Annotated in this window: 12 protein-coding genes; 3 read left to right on the top strand and 9 right to left on the bottom strand. The window is 57.7% G+C overall.

All coding sequences use genetic code 11. From position 1 onward, the window contains the following. Window positions 1-247 precede the first annotated feature (247 nt). From I2G69_RS13680 to I2G69_RS13665, 4 genes are read right to left on the bottom strand one after another with little or no spacing between them, the layout of a single operon-like run. The gene (locus tag I2G69_RS13680) at window positions 248-979 is read right to left on the bottom strand and encodes an ABC transporter permease (RefSeq protein ID WP_191396073.1); all 732 of its coding nucleotides are present in this window, start codon (window positions 977-979) and stop codon (window positions 248-250) included. 12 nt (window positions 980-991) lie between these two features. Beyond that, complete coding sequence (locus I2G69_RS13675; protein ID WP_195560959.1) at window positions 992-1,747, bottom strand: ABC transporter permease; 756 nt, start codon at window positions 1,745-1,747, stop codon at window positions 992-994. Continuing rightward, entirely contained in the window at window positions 1,744-2,652 is a 909-nt protein-coding gene (locus tag I2G69_RS13670) for an ABC transporter ATP-binding protein (RefSeq protein ID WP_191396075.1), read from the bottom strand. The genes I2G69_RS13675 and I2G69_RS13670 overlap by 4 nt, the downstream gene beginning before the upstream one ends. Before the next feature lie 12 nt (window positions 2,653-2,664). After that, window positions 2,665-2,802 carry a hypothetical protein gene (locus tag I2G69_RS13665; RefSeq protein ID WP_172749773.1) on the bottom strand — a complete coding sequence of 46 codons (138 nt, stop codon included), beginning with the start codon at window positions 2,800-2,802 and terminating at the stop codon, window positions 2,665-2,667. A 265-nt stretch (window positions 2,803-3,067) separates the two neighbouring features. Between I2G69_RS13665 and I2G69_RS13660 the strand changes: the two genes are divergently transcribed. Both I2G69_RS13660 and I2G69_RS14415 read left to right on the top strand, forming a co-directional pair. After that, a complete protein-coding gene (locus I2G69_RS13660) occupies window positions 3,068-3,790 on the top strand; it encodes a response regulator transcription factor (protein ID WP_191405816.1) in 723 nt (240 codons plus the stop codon). Window positions 3,791-4,029: 239 nt separating this feature from the next. Further along, entirely contained in the window at window positions 4,030-5,430 is a 1,401-nt protein-coding gene (locus tag I2G69_RS14415) for a sensor histidine kinase (protein WP_195560958.1), read from the top strand. Between the two features lie 314 nt (window positions 5,431-5,744). On the opposite strand, the gene I2G69_RS13650 is transcribed toward I2G69_RS14415, so the two are convergent. From I2G69_RS13650 to I2G69_RS13635, 4 genes are read right to left on the bottom strand one after another with little or no spacing between them, the layout of a single operon-like run. Further along, a complete protein-coding gene (locus I2G69_RS13650; RefSeq protein WP_195560957.1) occupies window positions 5,745-7,235 on the bottom strand; it encodes a DUF4340 domain-containing protein in 1,491 nt (496 codons plus the stop codon). Further along, complete coding sequence (locus I2G69_RS13645) at window positions 7,235-8,998, bottom strand: GldG family protein (RefSeq protein ID WP_087235186.1); 1,764 nt, start codon at window positions 8,996-8,998, stop codon at window positions 7,235-7,237. The genes I2G69_RS13650 and I2G69_RS13645 overlap by 1 nt, the downstream gene beginning before the upstream one ends. A gap of 14 nt (window positions 8,999-9,012) precedes the next feature. Further along, window positions 9,013-9,720: an ABC transporter permease gene (locus I2G69_RS13640; protein WP_191521419.1), complete on the bottom strand. Its 708-nt coding sequence runs from the start codon at window positions 9,718-9,720 to the stop codon at window positions 9,013-9,015. Continuing rightward, window positions 9,720-10,709 carry an ABC transporter ATP-binding protein gene (locus I2G69_RS13635; protein WP_087235184.1) on the bottom strand — a complete coding sequence of 330 codons (990 nt, stop codon included), beginning with the start codon at window positions 10,707-10,709 and terminating at the stop codon, window positions 9,720-9,722. Before I2G69_RS13635 ends, I2G69_RS13640 begins: the two co-directional genes overlap by 1 nt. A 475-nt stretch (window positions 10,710-11,184) precedes the next feature. Here I2G69_RS13635 and I2G69_RS13630 point away from each other — a divergent pair, with 475 nt between their 5' ends. Beyond that, the gene (locus I2G69_RS13630) at window positions 11,185-12,534 is read left to right on the top strand and encodes an MATE family efflux transporter (RefSeq protein ID WP_442856136.1); all 1,350 of its coding nucleotides are present in this window, start codon (window positions 11,185-11,187) and stop codon (window positions 12,532-12,534) included. Between the two features lie 219 nt (window positions 12,535-12,753). Here I2G69_RS13630 and I2G69_RS13625 read toward each other — a convergent pair whose 3' ends face one another. Further along, window positions 12,754-18,276, bottom strand: a complete 5,523-nt coding sequence (locus I2G69_RS13625) for a beta-N-acetylglucosaminidase domain-containing protein (protein ID WP_195560956.1) — start codon at window positions 18,274-18,276, stop codon at window positions 12,754-12,756. Between the last annotated feature and the right edge of the window lie 520 nt (window positions 18,277-18,796).

The raw sequence follows: 18,796 nt of genomic DNA, 5'->3' as shown, positions 1-18,796 counted from the left end.
GATAAACTGCAAGGACCCAGCCCCGGGAGATTTCCTAGGGCTGGGTCCTTCTGTGTTTTTCGCTGCTGTTTTCCGGATGTCGTGTGGGAAGAGTGGATTTCCTCCTTTCTGGCCTTTGTGAAACGATTTGCTTGCTTCCGTAGAGCTTCCCCGTATGGAGTGGCAAGCAAATTCCTTGCAGTTTCCTTTTGTAGGGAACGCCGTAGGCGCGAAAGACGCCGTGCGTCCGCGTCCCGACCGGAGGTCGTCAGCTTTTGACATCGGCCCTTTTGAGGACAAGAAGGGACAGGCCGCAGAACAGCGCTGTAAATACGGCGCACATCACGAAGAAAATCCCCATATCCACTTGTCCCAACGCCTCCTGGCTGACAGCGCCCATCCCTGCAATCACCAGGGCGTTGGGGAAACAAGCCCACCAGCCCTTTGCAGCCAATAGGAACCCAACGACGCTGCAAGCAAACCCGATCCCCACCGGCACCGCAAAGCTCCGGATGCGCATGGCAAAAAAGAGCTGCATCGCCGCAACCGGGAGGGAGCCAATCCATGCGCACAGGAACCAGCGGATCACATCCGGCGGCACCGGGGACTGGAAGCCAAAATAGAACCCAGCCGCCAGATACAGGGCAAAAAAGAGCACCTGCGTCACAAAACTCAGGCCCGCAATCACCAGGAATTTGCTCCAGAAAATGTTGCGCACCGGGACGGGGGCGGTCATCAGCGTGTTCCAGTTGTGGTTTAAATGCTCCAACCGCCACGCATAGGCGGCATAGATGGAGAGCAATACCGCCAGGAACAGGTCCCCATAAAACAGGCTGACCTGGGTCCACAGGCTTTGCCATTCGTTTGTCAAAATCTCCCGGTTCATCGAAAAGTTGGCGCACCCAACAAAGACGCTGAACGCAGGCAAAAACAGAAACGCGAGCCAAATACACGACCCTTTCAGCTTGCGGCCCTCCGCCGCAACTGCATGTCTCAACATGGCATATCCCTCCTAAAACTCTTTCCGGCAAAGGCGGCGCTTTCCCAGGAAATATACGATGATCCCCAGGACAAACACCAAGAGCGCCGGGACAATGTTGGGGTCCATCGCCAAATACTGCCACTCGTGGTCCCCCAACGGGACCGCCTGCACAGAAGACAATTCCGCATAGCCGCACCACGGCAAAAATGCGCGCACCTGCGCCGGGAACAACGCACCCACCAGACCGAGGAACGACCCGGCCATACCGACAATCAATGCGACCAGTTGATTGGGCACCGCCATGGCAATCCATTGTTGCAGCGCCAACACAAATACGCTCACGAGCATGGTCCCCAAAAAGACCTTTCCCACCAGTCCTACGGGGATTGGGCCCGGGAACCCCCTCCATGCGGCAAACGCCAGCAGCGCGGCCAGCTCCAGCACCAGGGTGACGGTCAGGAGAAGGAAGGTGCAGAGGAATTTGGCAAAATACAGCTTGCCCATGGGTTCCGCAGCGGCGCCGAGCAGCTTCCAGGTGTCGCCCTTGTGTTCCATGTCGCAGATGCGGCTGGAAAGGACCGCGATCGCCAGAGGAAGGAACAGGCCGTGCAGCATCGCCAGATTGGTAAACAGGTTGTTCCAGATCAGGTTTGCGCCGTTTTCTTCAAAATAGCTCTGCACGGAATAGGCTGTCCAGGCCCCCTCCACGCCGCAGAGCAGCAGTGCGGTCAAGAAGACGCCGCGCCGCCGGATCTTATAGAACTCCAAGGAAAGGTAACGGATCATAGCGCGCCTTCCTTTCCGGTGAGATCGAGGAAGATCTCCTCCAGGCTGCGCTGCCGCTCTTCAATGCGGAACACCTGCACGCCGCTGCAAACCAACTGCTGGTTGATCTGCGCCACCGCAGCGTCGCTCAGATTTTCCAGCAGCAGCCATCCGGCCTCCCGTTTGGGGCGGTACCGTTCCAACAGGCGCGCGGCCTCCTCCGGGTCCTGTGTCCGGACAGCCACATAATGGGCGCTCTTCCTCCGCAAAACTTCCAGGCTGTTTTGGAAAATCAGCTCGCCGTGGTCGATGATCCCCACGGCGGTCGCCATCTGGTCGACCTCCGCCAACAGGTGGCTGGACAGCATCACCGTCATGCCGTACTGCTGCGGCAACGCCTTGATGAGCTCCCGGATCTCCTCAATCCCGGCCGGGTCCAGCCCGTTGGTGGGTTCGTCCAAGACCAGCAGCTTCGGAAACCGCATCAACGCCATCGCAATGCCCAGGCGCTGCTTCATCCCCAGCGAATAGTGGCTCACCTTTTTACCGGCCTGGTTTTCCAGGCGGACAATCCGGAGGGCCTCCCGCAGGTTTTTCTCCGGGATGTCCAGCAGCTTCTGCATGACGCGCAGATTTTCCATGCCGGTCAAATGCCCATAGTACGACGGCGATTCGATCAACGCCCCGGTCTGGCGCAGAATTTCCACCCGGTTTTTGTCGTTCATCTGTTTTCCAAAGAGATGTACCGTGCCCTGGGTCGGTTTTACCAGGCCCAACAGCATTTTCATGGTCGTGGATTTCCCTGCGCCGTTGGGCCCCAGGAAGCCGTAGACCTCCCCTTCGCGAATCTGTAAATCCACATGTTTGACGCGGAATACACCGCCGTATTCTTTGGATAACCCTTCCGTACTTACGATCGTCTCCATCCCCGCACCTCCTTATACCAATCCCGCATAATAGGCGGGAATACTGTTTTGATAGACCGCCCGGCTTGCAAAGGCACTCACTGCGGCAAAGGCAATCGCCACGAGAGCGATCACCGCCAGGACGCCGAATCTCCGTTTCATCCGTTCCATAGGAACGCCTCCTTTTTGATTGACTGGATATAGCATAGCGCGGGTTCCTTACAGGAAGCTGCACAAAACCTTACGGCAGACTTACAAAAAGGGTTGCGGCGTGAAACGGGAAATACAGGTGTGTTATAATAACCTCACGATAACCTCCCGGCGGAAACGGAAGCCAGCTTCGCAAAAGCTCGCCGCTTTGCGGCGCGGGATGCGGGGCTGTATGTTTTCAAATCGCGTGGCCTTAGAAATTTTCAAATTGAAAGTAGGGATTCCCATGGATGAACTCAAGGAAAAGAAAATCCTGGTGGTGGACGACCAACCGCAGCTGCTGCGCATGGTGGACGAGATCCTGCGGCGGGAAGGCTTTACCCGCGTGTTCCTCGCGCCCGACTGCGCCCGCGCCATGGAACAACTGCGCGCGGTAAAACCCGACCTGGCGGTGTTGGACGTGATGCTGCCAGACGGGGACGGCTTTTCGTTGATGCAGCAGATGCGCGCTATTTCGCCCCTGCCGGTGGTATTCCTGACCGCGCGCGGGGAGGACGAGGACCGGCTGATCGGCCTGGGGATGGGGGCGGACGACTACATCGTCAAGCCGTTCCTTCCAAAAGAGTTGACTTTGCGCATCACAGCGATCCTGCGGCGGGTCTATGTCCCGATCCGCCAGGAGCAGCTTCCGGCCTTCTCGCTGGGGGACCGCACGGTCGATTTGGGCGCGTCCCTGGTCCGCGCGCAGGACGGGCGGGAGTGGACGCTCACCGCGAAGGAACATGCGCTTTTAAAGAAGCTCTATGAGAACCGCAACCGCATTGTCACGAGCGATGCGCTCTGCCAGGCCGCCTGGGGCGACGACCTCTACGGCTATGAAAACACCCTGATGGTGCACATCCGCCGGATGCGTGAAAAGCTGGAACAGGACCCGTCCCATCCGCAGTATCTATTGACCGCGCGCGGCCTGGGTTATAAACTGCAATTGGCGCCCACGAAGAACGCCTAACCTGGGCCGGGCCGCAAAGCGGCGGGCAAACCGCCGCTTTCCTGCAAACGCCGTTTGCAGCCGCCGCGCAGCGTTGCGCGGCATGCGGCCCTTAGAGCAAGCAGTTTTAAAAAAACGCCCCAGCGCCTACACTGGCGGCTCGCATTGCGTTGTCTTGAAAGGAATCTTCAGAAAAACCTATTTTAAAAGCTATCCCCCATCGATAAACAAAAGGGATTGCCCTGCAGGAGGTGTCCATCTTGAAAAGTATCCAGCGCTTCTTAGGGCGCTTTTTGATCGGCCTATTCGTCTGTTTCCTGGTCTTCTTTGTGGCGAATATCGCCGGCCTGACAATCTATCTGCGCGTCCTGTACGATACGCACGAGGGCGACGAGGACTTCTCCCCCACCTGGGCGGTGCGGGACACCGTGGAGGGCCTGACCAAACAGGACGGCGAATACCAGCTGGCCCCATCCGTTGTGGAAGAATTGCGCGCGCACAGCGCCTGGGCCATGCTCTTGGATGACAACGGGGATGTGATCTGGTCCATGGATCTGCCGGAGGAGATCCCGCTCTCCTACACCCCGAGGGACGTCGCTGGGTTTACCCGGTACTATTTGCAGGATTATCCCGTCTTTTGCTGGGAACACCCGGACGGCCTGGTGGTGACCGGATACCCCAAGGGGTCGTATATGCGCTACACGCTCAATTTTGCAGAGCAGGACGCCCGGACGATCTTTGAATGTGTGCTCCTGTTCCTAGTCGGCAATGTCCTGGTGGCGATCCTGATCTATGCATTCCTCTGCTGGTGGACGGTGCGGCCGGTACGCCCGATTTTGCACGGGTTGTCCTGCCTGGCGCGCGGGGAACCGGTGCAGCTGGCGGAGCGCGGCAGCCTGCGCGAGGTGGCGGCTGGGATCAACGCGGCTTCCGGCGAATTGCAGCGCCGCGACGACGCACTGCGGAAAAAGGACGAGGCGCGCGCCAACTGGATCGCGGGCATTTCGCACGACATCCGCACGCCCCTCTCCGTGATCCTCGGCTATGCGGGCGAATTGCAGGACGATCCCGCGCTCCCGCCGCCGGAGCGGGAGCAGGCCGCGGTGATCTGCCGGCAGGGGGTCCGCCTGCGCGACCTGGTCAGCGACCTGAACCTGGTGTCCCGCCTGGAATACGACATGCAGCCCCTGGAATGCCAATGGCTGCGCCCGGCAAAGCTCGTCCGCCGCGCCGTGACCGATTTTATGAACGCGATGCCGGAAAATCCCTGCGGGATAGAACTGGAGGAGGTGGACGAATCCATCCGCTTGCAGGGGGACGAGCGGTTGCTTTTGCGCGCGCTGACCAATCTGTTGCAAAACAGCGTCCTGCACAACCCGCAGGGGTGCGCCATCCGGGTCTCCGTGCGCCGGGATGGGGCGGATGCCTGCCTCCTTTCCGTCCGCGACGACGGGGTTGGCGCGGACCCGCAAAAGCTCGCCTCTGTATTGAACGCCCCCTACGCGCCGAAGCGCGCCCATGGGCTGGGCCTCTTCCTCGTCCGCCGCATCACCGAGACCCACGGCGGGCAATTTGCCGCGCATACCGCGCCGGGCGAGGGGTTCTCCGGAGAGATGCGGCTTCCCTGCGAGCCGCTCCGGGAGTCTGCGCAGGGCGGTTGACGCGCTGGCATCAAAAAACCGGGCGGGGACAAGTAGAAGTATCCCCGCCCGGCTTTGCCAACCATAAAGAGCCCAGCAAGCGTGAGATAGGTGCTCTTCTTTCGGATGTATTTTTCTTCTCTCTACATAATGGAGCCAAAATAGATCGCCAAAATTTTCCTATCAAAAACACTATTTCGCCATGCAGATATTTTTATAGGCAAAAATATCTTGCAAAATTCGCCTACATGGAACAAGAGCGGACGGTACAAGCTGTACCGTCCGCTCTTGTGTTGTATGATAAAACTTGATGGAGTGTGTCTTTCGATCGCCGGTTATTGCGCTGCGCCCTCCACGGCCTCCTGGAAGGCCTCGAGGTCGCTTCTCGGCACCAAACCGCGCACGACGTTGTCCAACACCACCAGGCAGTTACGCTCCCCATCCGCATAGAACTCCAGCGTGTTGGTCGGAAGCCCGTCGTAATAGGCAACTTCCGCCCGGAAGAGCGGCGTCCCGGAGGGCTGTGCATCCCCGGCGTCCTCCAGAACCGTCTCACTGGTCAACGTCTGGTAGAGGTTGGTAAAGGCGGTGTAATCGGTCTCTGTCCCGGAGGTGTCGGCAACCGTATAGTTGTAATACGTGGTGTCCTCCGTGGACTTCTCCTCGTCCGTTGTCCGCGTCACATCCCAACGGTAGGCCATGTCCCCGTCCAGCGTAATGGAGAGCGACTGCACAGACTCCACGCTCCGGGTCAGCAGGACCTTGCTCTGCACGTCAAACGGCGTCGTCAAGCTTGTCCAGGGGGTGAGGCTGTCCTCCAAAATGCGGTATACGATGTCCACACCGTCCAGCATCACCATGCGGTTCCCGTCCTTCTCCGCCCCGGCCATGAGCGTATACTCCTCGCCGTCCGTTGTAGTCATCTGGATCACATTGGTCGGGTTATCCAGCCCGTATTCCCGCAGGGCGTCCTGGTCTGGATGCAGCGCTTCCACGCCGCCCGCAGTCAAGCACGACAGCAGATCCGTCAAGGACTTGACCGTCTCGGTATCTGCATCCATTTGCTTTGGCTCCGTCATCAGATACAGGGTCCCCTCGCCCTGTTGGAGCGTGATGGGTTCCGCAAGCGCCGTCCCGCTCAGCACCAGCTTGCGGAACGGTGCGGAAGCGTCGGTTTTAAGGCTGCTGAAATCCAGCACCTGGCGGGACAGGAACCCCGTCTTATCCTGGAGATAGGCGAGCGGCACGCTTGCCACATAGACGTCCTCCGCGCCCTGCCCGCGCACATAATAAGCGGTGCTGTCCTCCACGGAGGCATTGCCGATCTCATAGGCATAGGTATCCCCATTTTGAAAGGTAACCTTGACCGTCGCCTGCGGGGTGGAAAGGCCGAAATCCGCAAGGTTGCTTACCGTACCAATCTTTTTGGTGGCAAAGAGCTGCCAGCCGCCTTCTGCGGCGCTGTTGACCGCGTAGCTGTCCTGCGGGAGGCCCTCCAATTCCTGGATGGAGAAGTTGATTTCCTCTTCGGCGTCCGAAGAAGTAGCCCCGGAAGCGTCGCTGGAAGCCTCCTCCGAAGCGCTGCTGCCCGCAGCGCTGCTTTCCGGCTGCTCTTCCGCCGGGACAATGGTAAATACGCCGCTTGTGTTTGTCACCTCAATGGAGGCGACGTCCGCCTCCTCCCGGTTTAACAGGGCGATGTCCTGGGAGGAGCTGGTGGTGGAGGCGTCCGTTTCGCCGCCGGTCAGCATTAGAGCGGCCAGGGCGCCGCCCAATACAACAATGCATACGCCGAGAATGAGCAGATTTCTGGTCGCTGGTTTCATTACAGCCTCCTCCTTCTATAGTACACTACTACGCCGATCACGACGACGATCAACGGAATCAAAATGGTAAAGATGCCAAGGCCAAAGACCATGACCTGCAACAGGCTCATGGAGATGTCCGCAATGGAGGTCTGCACCTGGCGCGTTTCCACCGCGGTTGTTTCGCCCTCCGTACCGGTGACGTACTTGGCGAGATCCGTCAGATAGCGCCCATCGCCAAACGTATTGGAATTGATGATGCCGTCCACGAACATAAAGGTGCTGCCCAGCGCGACCACATTGGCGGTGGCTTCCCCTTCGCCCGTGGTGATGGTCTTTTGCGCCAACGCCGCCAGGGTGTGTTCGCCGGTCTGCGGGTTGCTGATGCTCTCTTCAGTGCCGTCATAGAGGAACGCCGAACTGCTGCTGGTCGCAAGCGTATGCGTTGTGATGCCGTTGCGTTCGTCAAACAGCAGGTTGATCGGGCAGCTCTGCGGCATCAGCAGGTAGCCGTAGTCCGAAGTGGCGCGGCTGAGGGTGATGTCGCCGCTCTGGTTGGCCAGCAGGTACGACGGGTCGCTCGTGATGTAGCTATTGGGGTCGGTTTCCACAACCTGCGTGGATTGCTGGACATCCAAGCCCCATTCCTTTAGGAAGTCCGTCAGGTTGGGTAGGGCGTCCTGGCCCGGATAGAAGGTCACCAGCAGGGAGCGGTCGGACGCCTTGCTCTCGTCGTTCAGGAAGGCTTCCAGCTTTTCAATCTCGTCCGGGGTGTAGTCGGTCGCCGGGGTCGCCAGCACAAAGAGCTGCGCGTTCTCCGGGATCTCGTCGGTCAGGAGGTTGATCTCCTGCGTTTCAAAGTTGTTGCTGGTCAACAGGTTTTTATAGAGCGTGGTGTCCATCATCTCGTTGTGCCCGGTGTCAAACACCGCCAGCGGGAGGGTATCCGCGTTGACCGAGCTGACAGCCGAAGCCAGCGCGCTGTCCACCATGGAATAGGCGACCATCCCGGTTTGGCTGTACTGTACATCGAACAGGTCCGTGTAGGCCAGTACGCGGTAGCGTTTGTCCGTCTTGACCAGGACATCCGCGGTCATCAGGCCGTCGTCCTGATATTCCGAAGCGAAGGCCGGGTTTTGGTCCAGGTCGATGTATTCCACGGAGATATTGGAATTGCGCTCCGCCATCTTTTCCGCCAGGGCGCTGACCTGGCTGTATTTAATCCCATATTCGGCCAACAGGGTATCGGATTTTGCGATATCCTCGCTCGCCATGATGTAGATGGTGGTTGGGTTCTGCACGTTGGAGGCGATTTCCGCCGCGCTGTCCGAAAGGGTGTTGACATGGCCCTCGGTGAGGTCCAGGTTCATGGAGGGATAGCGCTCCGCCAACAGGCTGACGACCACGTTGAGAAGGATGACCACCACCAGGAAGCCGGCGGTCATTGCCAAGGAAATCCCGCGGTATTTCCCTTTGTGGCTATCTTTCTTCGGCTTCTTTGGCTTTTGCGGCTTTTCTGTATCCGCCTCCGGCACGGGGGCGAGCGCTTCGGAAGGCTCCTGTTCGTCCTGCATGGGCGGTTCCCCATCCGCTGCGTCCTGGCTGGATGTGGACGTTTCCTCCGCAGGGGCCTCCCCCTGCGTGCCGTCCGGTTCGGAGGCGGTTTGCGTTTCTTCTGCGGGTATTTCGGCTGCCGGGGATTCCGGCCCGGCCGGTTCGATTGCTTCCTGCGCCGGTGTGGATTCCTCCTCCGGCGTCAAGGGGTTTTTGTTTTCGTTGTCCATCTGTTTTCCCTCCTTTAGCTCCAACGGCGGCTCTCCAGCTTGCGTGCGGTCAGGAACAGGAAGACCGCCGCCACGCTGAGGAAGAACACGATACTGGCAATATGAAAGGTACCCGTGGTGAAGGGGGTATACCGGCTGTTGAAGGACAGCCAGTTCAACACCTGGACCACTACCTGGTTGCTGATAATGCTCGTGAGCTGGTCGATCACCACCAACAGGATGGAGATGCCAAAGGTGCCGATGGCGGCCACGATCTGGCTCTGCGTCAGAGAGGAGACAAACGTGCCGATGGCCAGGATTGCGATGCCATACAGGAAGGAGCCGATCACGGTGCCAAGGATCAGCACCCAATTGGGCGATGAAAAGAACCCAATGACAATGGCGGGGATGAGGCTTCCCACCAGGATGATGGCATAGACCGTGGCAGAGGCGAAGAATTTGCCCAAGACGATGGAGCCAACCCCCACCGGCGCGGTGAGCAGGGCTTGGTCGGTGCGGTTCTTTTGCTCTTCACTGAACACGCGCATGGTCAGGATGGGCAGGAGCATCATGCTCCAAATGAACATATTGCTGTAGACAAATGTGGAGATGTAATAGGTGGAGCCGGACAGCATGACGGAGTAATAATAGAACCCATACAGGGCAAACAGGACTGCCGCCACCACATAGCCGATGGGAGAAGTAAAATATGACCGCATCTCTCTTTTATAGACTGCGCCCATTACGCCCCCTCCTTTCCGTCGAGAATTTCAGAGGGCTGCGCCGTCTCCTGATGGTCATACAGGTCGCTGGTCAGGCGCAGGAACACATCTTCCAATGTGAGGTCGGTGTTCTTCATAGAGAGGATGGGCCAATGGTTCTGCGCAGCCAGCGCAAAGACCGGCCGCCGCAGGTCGGTCCCTTCATTGCCCTCCACAGAGAATTCATAGACGCCGGGTTCTTTTTCGCCATAGGCGTCCACCTCTTTGACACCCCGCAGGGAATGAAGCCCCTGCTTGATGGCCTTTTCCTCGCCCTCCATGCGCAGGAGCAGGCGGTTTTCGTTGGAAAGGCTGTGCGCCAGGCTATCCGGGGTGCCGTCCGCGACAATCGAACCGCGGTTGATCACGATCACGCGCTCGCACACGGCCTGCACTTCGGACAGGATGTGGGAGCTGAGGATGACCGTGTGCTTGCGGCCCAAACTCTTGATGAGGTTGCGGATCTCAATGATCTGCTTTGGATCGAGGCCCACGGTCGGTTCGTCCAGGATCAGAACCGGCGGGTTGCCCAGCAGGGCCTGGGCGATGCCCACGCGCTGGCGGTAGCCCTTGGACAGGTTAGCGATCAGGCGGCCATATACGTCGTCGATCTTGACCAGCGAGCAGATCTCCGCAATGTGCTCCTTGCGGGGGAGCTTCACCTTTTTCAGGTCGTACATAAAGTTCAGGTATTCCTTGACGGTCATGTCCGTATACAGAGGGGGGATCTCCGGCAGGTAGCCGATGCGCTTTTTCGCCTCCAACGGGTTTTCCAGGGTATCGAACCCATCGACGGTGATGCTGCCCTCTGTTGGGGAGAGATACCCCGTGATGATGTTCATGGTGGTGGATTTCCCGGCGCCGTTTGGGCCGAGGAACCCGAGGATGGTTCCCTCCTCCAGGGAAAAATGGATATGGTTCAAAGCGAGGTTGGAACCATACCGCTTTGTGAGGTTTTTCACCTCAATCATATGCGTCCCTCCGGTTTCAAAATTTCAGGGAGCGCAATCCGCACAGAAAAGGCTTTTCCCCGCGGAAAAAGTCCGGTGGGCGATTCGATACGCTCCCATATACGTGATTAACAGTTTAGCAATGCAAGGTGATCGTTAGGTGATCGAATTATGAATAAATTGTTATGAAATGGCAAAAAGGCCAAAATCCTTGGCAACGGACCGGCTCCCTTTCCACGGTTTTACAGGCGTTCGTGGTATGGAACACGAAAACCATTTTTCGATTCTTGTCCTTTTGCCGGCGATGGGCTCCAAAAAAAGATTGCATGGGCCGGCGGCCTTTCTTGCAGATTTCAGCAAAAGCTCGTATAATCGTTATGTTCTTCTTTTCAACAGGTTTCGCAAGATCTGTTGAAAAACAAATCCCATCGAATCCATCGCAAAAAATCCGGAGGCGGCCGTTCCGGATCGTTTGCCGTGGGTTCGTTGAATCCAGGTGATCGTATTGTTTTCAAAAAAGGACCTCCGCCGCCTTCTGATCCCTTTGATTATCGAGCAGATCCTGGCTGTCTTAGTCGGCATGGCAGACGTGGTCATGGTTTCCGCGGTGGGGGAGGCGGCTGTCTCCGGCGTATCTTTGGTAGATTCGATCAGCACGCTGATCATCCAGCTTCTGGCGGCGCTTTCCACGGGCGGCGCGGTGGTCTGTTCCCAATACCTTGGGAAAAAAGACGCAAAAAACGCCTCTGTTGCGGCAAACCAGTTGCTGCTCTCCACGTTCTTGCTCTCTGTCTTTATCATGATCGTGGCGCTGGTGGGCAACCGCTCCCTGCTCGCCTTGATCTTCGGAAGCATCGAGGCGGATGTGATGAGCAACGCGCAAACCTATTTCTTTCTCTCTGCGGTTTCCTACCCATTCCTCGCGATATACGATGCCTGCGCGGCGCTGTATCGTTCCATGGGGAATTCCAAAGTGTCGATGAACACCTCCCTGTGCATGAACGCGATCAATGTCGTGGGAAATGCCCTATGTGTATATGGCCTCCACATGGGTGTGGCTGGCGTGGGAATCCCCACGGTCGTCTCACGTGCTACGGCTGGGATCATCATGCTCGTGATTGTGCGCAATCCCGATCATTTGATCCACGTGGATAGGCGCCTGCGCCTCGGGTTTCATCCCCAGATGATCCGCAACATCCTGCGCATTGGCGTCCCGGCTGGAATGGAAAACAGCATGTTTCAGCTCGGGAAAATCCTGGTGCAGAGCCTTGTGTCGTCTTTGGGTACCGCCTCGATTGCGGGATTTGCCGTGGCGAATAACCTGGTCCAATTTGAATACCTGCCCGGCACCGCCATCGGGCTTGGCATGGTAACCGTGATCGGGCAATGCGTCGGCGCGGGGGAACACGCACAGGCCAGGCAATACACAAATTATCTTCTCAAAGTAAACTATGGGATTTTGGCGGTCCTAGCCGTCCTTTTGACCGCCCTCAGCACGCCCCTTGTGGGCATTTACAACCTCTCGCCGGAAGCATCCTCCATCGCGGTGGCGTTGATCGTGGTACACAGCTTTGCCATGATTATTTGGCCAGTTGCCTTTGCCCTTCCCAACGCGCTGCGTGCGGCGTCCGACGTCAAATTCACCATGGTGACCGCTGTCTTTTCCATGTGGGCATTCCGCATCGGGCTGAGCTATGTGCTGGTGCTGGGTTTCCACTTAGGCGTTATGGGCGTCTGGATTGCGATGTTTGCGGATTGGGGATTCCGCGCGGTCCTCTTTTTTATCCGGTACCGCAGCGGGCGGTGGCTCCCGCAGCGCCCTCAAAAACAGGCTGTTGGGCAATAGCGGATTCCCCCACATGCTTGAACCCCTGCCCCTCCTAAAAACAAAGATTGCAGCCCCCGGACAAATCCGTCCGGGGGCTGCTTGTGTAAAAGGAGTTTCAGGAACATCCTTGTCTATGATTTCGTGCGGTCTTTCTGCTTTTACGCATCTGCTTGCCGTTCGCGCCTACAAACGGGCACATGTGCCATCTTGTTCTTATGGCGTTTCCTTTGCAAGCACTTACGCAATTTTCACGGTGCAGTGTTTGACTGGGGCATTGCCCGGCAGGGTGGTATACACACCGGCGCTCTCGCCCGCTGTGCCGATCGCCCAAACGCGGAAGTAGAAGTCGTTCCCAATGCGGGTGACATACTGCGTCTTGAGCACATCGCCGTTGCCCACCGTAAAGCTCGGGACAAGCGTGTTGCTGTTCATCACCGTCATCTTGAAGCAATAAGCGGTTCCTCTGCGGACCGTAAAGTCCACGGTCGTGTCGGAGACCACATACGGCGCGAGGGCATTGCCATTCGCCGCAACGATGCCGGCCGGCCCATAGAGGTTCCAGTTGTAGGAGGAAGAGCTGCCGGAGGTCTTCTGGGTCTCCGTCTTCTTCTCCAGCGTGTCCAGCGCATTGGAAAGCGCGGTGTACGCCTCGTTGACCTGCTCCTGCGTTGCATCCTCTGCGTTCAGGACCTGCTTCGCTTTACCGACGGCTCTATCCAGCTTGGAGAGGCTTCCGCTCGTGAACTGGCTGCGGTTGATCGCTTCCGCCTCGCCCACGAGGTTTGCCAGTTCCTCCTTGTCCGGGATCAGACGCATGGCGCTCATGGCGTTGGAGAGGGCGATCGCCGCCTCGTCGATGACCGCCTGTTCCGGCGTGGTCATAGCCAGCACTTCTTCTGCACGGGCCAACGCATCGCGGAAGGTCTTAAAGTCGTCGTTGTCGAGGTCGAGGTACTTATCGAGGTTGGCCTCAATTTCGTGCGCCTCATCGACCAGCATCTGCAAGCCGCTGAGGTCGCCCGCAAAGGCAAGGCCATCGATCGCGTCGATCAGGGCGTCGTAAGCATCCTGGACATCCTGTTCCAGTGCGTCCGGGTCGTCATAGACTTCCTGTGCCTGCTCGCGCGCCTCTGTGAAGGCATCCCAGGAGCTCTCCGTATAACCGCCTTCCTGGATCAGGTTCGCCTGATCGAGCAGCTCGCCCAGGAGCGTTTTGTCGCCCGCTTCAAAGGACAGCAGCTGCAGGGCATCGAGCAACTCGCTCCAAGCGCCGTTGATTTCGGCCTGGACGGCGGTCTTATCCGCTTCTACAGCGACAGCCGCGTCGTACGCCTTCTGGATCGCCTTCTGGACGCTCGGGACAGCTGCCTCGAACTCTTCGCCCGCCATCAATTCTTCTGCAATCGTGATGGACTGGCGCAGGACCTGCTTATCGACCACGACAAAGGAAATGGTGACGGTCTTGCCAGTATAACCCATGGTCCCTTCGCAGACATACGCCGCGGTATCGGTCGTATCGTCAAACAGGACCTCTTCCCCGTCCACGGTGATGGCTGCAAATTCGCGGCCGTCCACACGCGGTACGAACCGGAATGCGTACGCATCGCCCGGGAACAGTTCTTCCGTATAGGTGCCCGTCAGGTTTGCCAGGATCGCGTCGCTGTCATCCAGCTGCGCGTTGGTGGTGAACTTCACGGTAAGGGTGTGCGCGGTGGGCTCGATTTCTCCCATGGCCACTTTCAGAGCGGTGTCCGCTGCATCGACGGCTTCCTGCGTGCTTTCGCCGTTCAGCTCCGCCTTTGCCGCTGTGAGCGCTTCCTGAATGGCTGCCCACTCGTCCTCGGTGAAGTCGTCCTGCGAGAGGCCTTCCGCTGTCGCGACCGCCTCATACAGGGATACGCGGTTCGGCTCTGCATACGCATCGCCCTTTTCCATGATCTCCATGATGGTCGGGATGTTCTCCGCATTCCAAGAGACCTTGACGGCCGTTACGTTTGTATAGGCCGAGACATCGAATTTCGCCGGATTTTCATTGAGTTCGCCGACCTTGACCCATTCGCCGTCGGTCTGAATCTCAACAGCCGGTTTCTCCGCTTCGGATTCCGTCCCCTGGAACAGGACGGTGATCTCATCGACCTTCTGCCCATGGATCAGCTGATACTCCACATAACCCGCATCGGTAGCGGTAAAGGTGGTGGAAACCGTGCGGTCGCATACAACGCCTGCATCCTGGCCGTCGTTGGTGACAGCGACCGGGATCGCGCCGCCGAGTTCTTCGCCCTTATTGACTTCGAACTCAAAGAGCTGCAGCCACTGGGAGCTGTCCTGGGTCAGGCGCATACGCACATACTTGGCCGGCTGTCCGTTGCCGTTGCAGGTGTACGTATAGGAGCTGCCTTCCGCCACCAGGTCGGCCGCTGTGAAGGAACCGATCTCGGTCCATTCGAGGTTGTCCGCGGAAATCTCAACAACGGCTCCCGCCGCGCGGTCCCCGCTTCCAAAGACCAGCTTCACTTCGTTGGTATTGATGATGTCGGTGTATTCCATCGTGACCGTCTGGCCCACGCCCTGTGCGCCGTTGGTCCACATCTTGGTGTCATAGTTGCCGTCGGTCAAGTTGCTCAGCGGGTAGTTTGCCGGCTGATACAGCTCTACGCTGCAGGAGGCGCCCACAAACTCTGCGATGGGCCGCAGGCTCCAGGCCAGCGTATCTGCGCCGAGGGCGATTGCTTCGCTGGTGTTGTTCTTGACGCGGACAAACGCCGCTTCCGGCACCTCTTCGCCGGCATAGGCGGTCCAGGTCTTTCCATCCATGGAGGATTCGAGCGTCAAGCCCTCGGCCGCCGGATCGGCAAACCCGGTCAGGGTGCGGATCTTGTTGAAGATCACGCCGACGTATTCATTGCTCTGGAGGACAACACCTTCCAGGCCGGAAACCGTAACAGAGCTGCCTGCATCCGCGACGGCGAAGTCCGCCTCCGGAATGTTGGTGAATAGCTGCGGCACGGTCGCCACCGGCTCTACGTCGGAGATCTTATTCGTCGCCAGTTCAAAGACCGTGTTGACAAACGGTTTCATATAGGTCTTCGAAGGATCCGCCTGGTAATCCGCATAGCTATAGTCGGTGCCGGCGCCTTCCATTGCATGGACCACATAGCGCGGGTTTCTGCTGTTGGAAAGCTCGTTGTTCTTGATCTCGCTGGCGGCATTGTAAGCTGCCCAAGCGGCGTCTTCGTCGTCCGTCAAAAGGATGGTCAGGCTGTTTTCAATCACGGTCGCCATATCGGAGAGCTTGTTGAGGTTGCCCTCAAGGTCCGTATACAGGCGCTCATATTCCGCATTGCCGCAGTCCTGCATGAGGCGGATGGTGGCAATCGCTTCGTTGAGCTCGTGGAAGACGTCTTTCATCTTTGTCGCCGTGGTCATATCGCCCAGCGGATATTCTGCCTGGAACTTCGTGTAGAGCTCCTGCATATCCTTGGACTCCGGCGTGGTGACGATGTTCTTTGCAACGATCTTGTATGCCGCCGCGAGCTCCTCGCGGGAAACATCGCCGATTCCCTCTTCGATCAGATACGGGAAGGAATCCCCCCAGCTCTGCTGGGAATCAAAGTTCGCGGTGTTCCAAGCAAAGTCCGCCACGCCGAAGAAGGCGATGCGGGAGGCTTCCGCCTGGTTCATCGGGTTGGACAGGACGCCCACGCACTCCGTGGTGTCGGTGCCGACGGTGAAGTTGGCGTCGATGCGGTCGGTAAAGAGCTGTGCGTCCGCATAGTCGTTTACCGGGTAGTTCCACCAGATGCACGGCTTGCGGCCGGTGCGGGTGGCAAAGTTTTCGCAGGAGCTGTTGTTGATCGGGCCGCACACGGCGTCGCCGGTGAAGCAGATCACAACGTCCTCATGCACGTTGGACTGTTTGAACGCCTCCATGCACTGGTTCTGCATATCCGCATAGCCCAGGCCGTAGGTGTACCACGTCGGCGTGTAGAACAGCGGCTTGACCTTATCCTCTTCCGCCGCGTCCGGGGTGTTGTAGGTTTCATACAGGCGCCGCTGGACCTGGTCAATCAGGTACGGCTGCGTGTATCTCTGCTGCAAGCCCTCGCCGATGGTGATGTCGTCCATGAAGATACCGAACTCGCGCACGCCGAGCTCATACAGGCTGTTGAACTTCGGCATCAGGCGGTTGGTGATCTCCTGGTCAACCGTGGCGTTGCTGCTCATGTCGAGCCTTCTCTGCATGGCGGGATGCGCCACCCAGACAAAGTCGATGTTGCACTTCTTGGACTCCTCCGCCAGGGCGCGGATGTCGTCCTGCGTCAAAACGCCGCGCTTGCGCTCGTCCTCGGTGACGGACGTGGGATATTCCTCGTCCCACAGGCCCAGATGGTACGGGTCGCCCTTCGGTCCATAGACGAAGATGTTCATCTTGTACTTCTTGGCGAATTCAAACCAGTCGAGGCGGGCCTCCACGGTCCACGGATAGCCGTAGAACCCTTCGACCATGCCGCGGTACTGCTTATTCGCATAGTCCTCAAACAGGACGGTGGTATATTTGCCGTTCATGGACTGGGGAAGCACCTGCTCCAAGGTAGCGATGGAGTAGAATGCCGCGTCGTCGTCCTTGCCCAACAGCAGGATGTTGTTCGCAGCGTCCAACTGGACAATTTCCATGTCGAACTTGTCCTCGCCCTCGGTGAACACGTCGCGCGGGACATTGTTGGCGGTCGCGTAGTTGTCCGCCGCTTCCCCGGAGCCGTTGATGCCGATGTACAGGTTGGTTGCGCCCTCGACAGCCGCATCGCTGTAGCTGTAGGTCAGGCCAGCCTCGGAGAGGACCTCTTCCAAGCGCGCCTTCGTAACCTCACTGATGCCGGACTCCATGATGACGTTGACCGCTTCGGAGATGGTCATGTTCTCTTCGCCCAGCGTCATCTTCTGCGGGAGCGGATACACCTGGTATTCCACCTGGCGCTCCGCTTCGCTGCGCACATTGGCCGTGTAGGGGACCTCTTTGGAGCACGTGCCAAAGGCGACGGTCGCCGTCAGGGTGACGTCGGTGCTCTCTTCCGGCGCGGTCACGGTGACTGCCCCGGTCTCGGCGTCGATGGCAAGCAGGTCGCTGTCACAGGTCCAGGAAATCTTCACGCCTTCGTCGGTTCCAACCGGAAGGGTGAAGTCGTGGTTTACGATCGCCGGTACAGAAATCCCTGCAATGGCGTCGTCCACCATTTCCTCATCGGTAAAGTTGTAGATTTCAAACTCATAGATCGAAACGCCGTCCCAAGTATCGGCCGGCGCCTGGGTGCAATACAGCCGGACATAGCGGCCCGTCACGGGGGTGTCCAGGGTGATGACTTCATTCCTGCCCTGGCCGGTCGTCGTGGAATAGACGTCCGTGTAGGCGCTATCGTCGTCCGAAACCTGGATCTGATAGCCGGAAGCATACGCTGCTTCCCAGAAAATCTTGAACTGGCGGAAGGTCATGGTCTCGCCCAGATCGACCTTCAGCCATCTCGGCGGGTTGGCGCGGATTCCGTCATGGGACCAGCGGGTTCCCATATCGCCGTCCGTGGCGTTTTGGGGATAAAAACTTGTGCTGGCTTCTGTACCGCTGGCGGTTGTCGTCTTGTTCAACGCCAAGTTCGCGCCGTTGGCCGGTTGCTCCTCGGTTGCTGCAAACGCGAGGGAACTCAGGCTGCTCAAAATCAAGGCAAACGCCAGAAGCATCGATAACAGCCTGCTGCCGCTCTTTTTCATTCGTACATCTCCTTCTTTCCAAACTGTTTTCATGGATTTTTCCTATAGGACTGTTTCTGCACCCCTCCTTTTTTGCAAAAAATTTTGTTCACAGAATATAATGCATTTATATTATATTTTTATTTCGTTTTAAAGTCAATTTTTTATGAATGTTGCATGAAGCTCTATCATGTCAAAACTTTGGGAATTATCTCCACTGCGCTTTTTATGAGGAATTCAAAAATTGGGTTTAAATTTCTTAGGTTCTTATTCAAAAGTAACTGATTTTACCTTTGAATGATGATTCTTCAGAAAACATTTGCATCTTAAAAAGAGCATAAATATGCAATATATTCTCAAAAAAGAGTATATTTATACTAACCATAAAACGCTAAATCTGTAATTGTGCAAAAAAAATCCATTATTTGTCTATTATAACCGGACGTAACATCTCCTTCGCGGACGCACGGCGTCTTTTCGCGCCTACGGCGGACGCACGGCGTCTTTTCGCGCCTACGGCGGACGCACGGCGTCTTTTCGC

The organism is Anaeromassilibacillus sp. D41t1_190614_C2 (assembly GCF_015558525.1).
Taxonomy (GTDB): domain Bacteria; phylum Bacillota; class Clostridia; order Oscillospirales; family Acutalibacteraceae; genus Anaeromassilibacillus; species Anaeromassilibacillus stercoravium.
The sequence above is the reverse complement of the archived record's forward strand: the minus strand, read 5'-3'. Positions and strand labels throughout refer to the sequence as shown.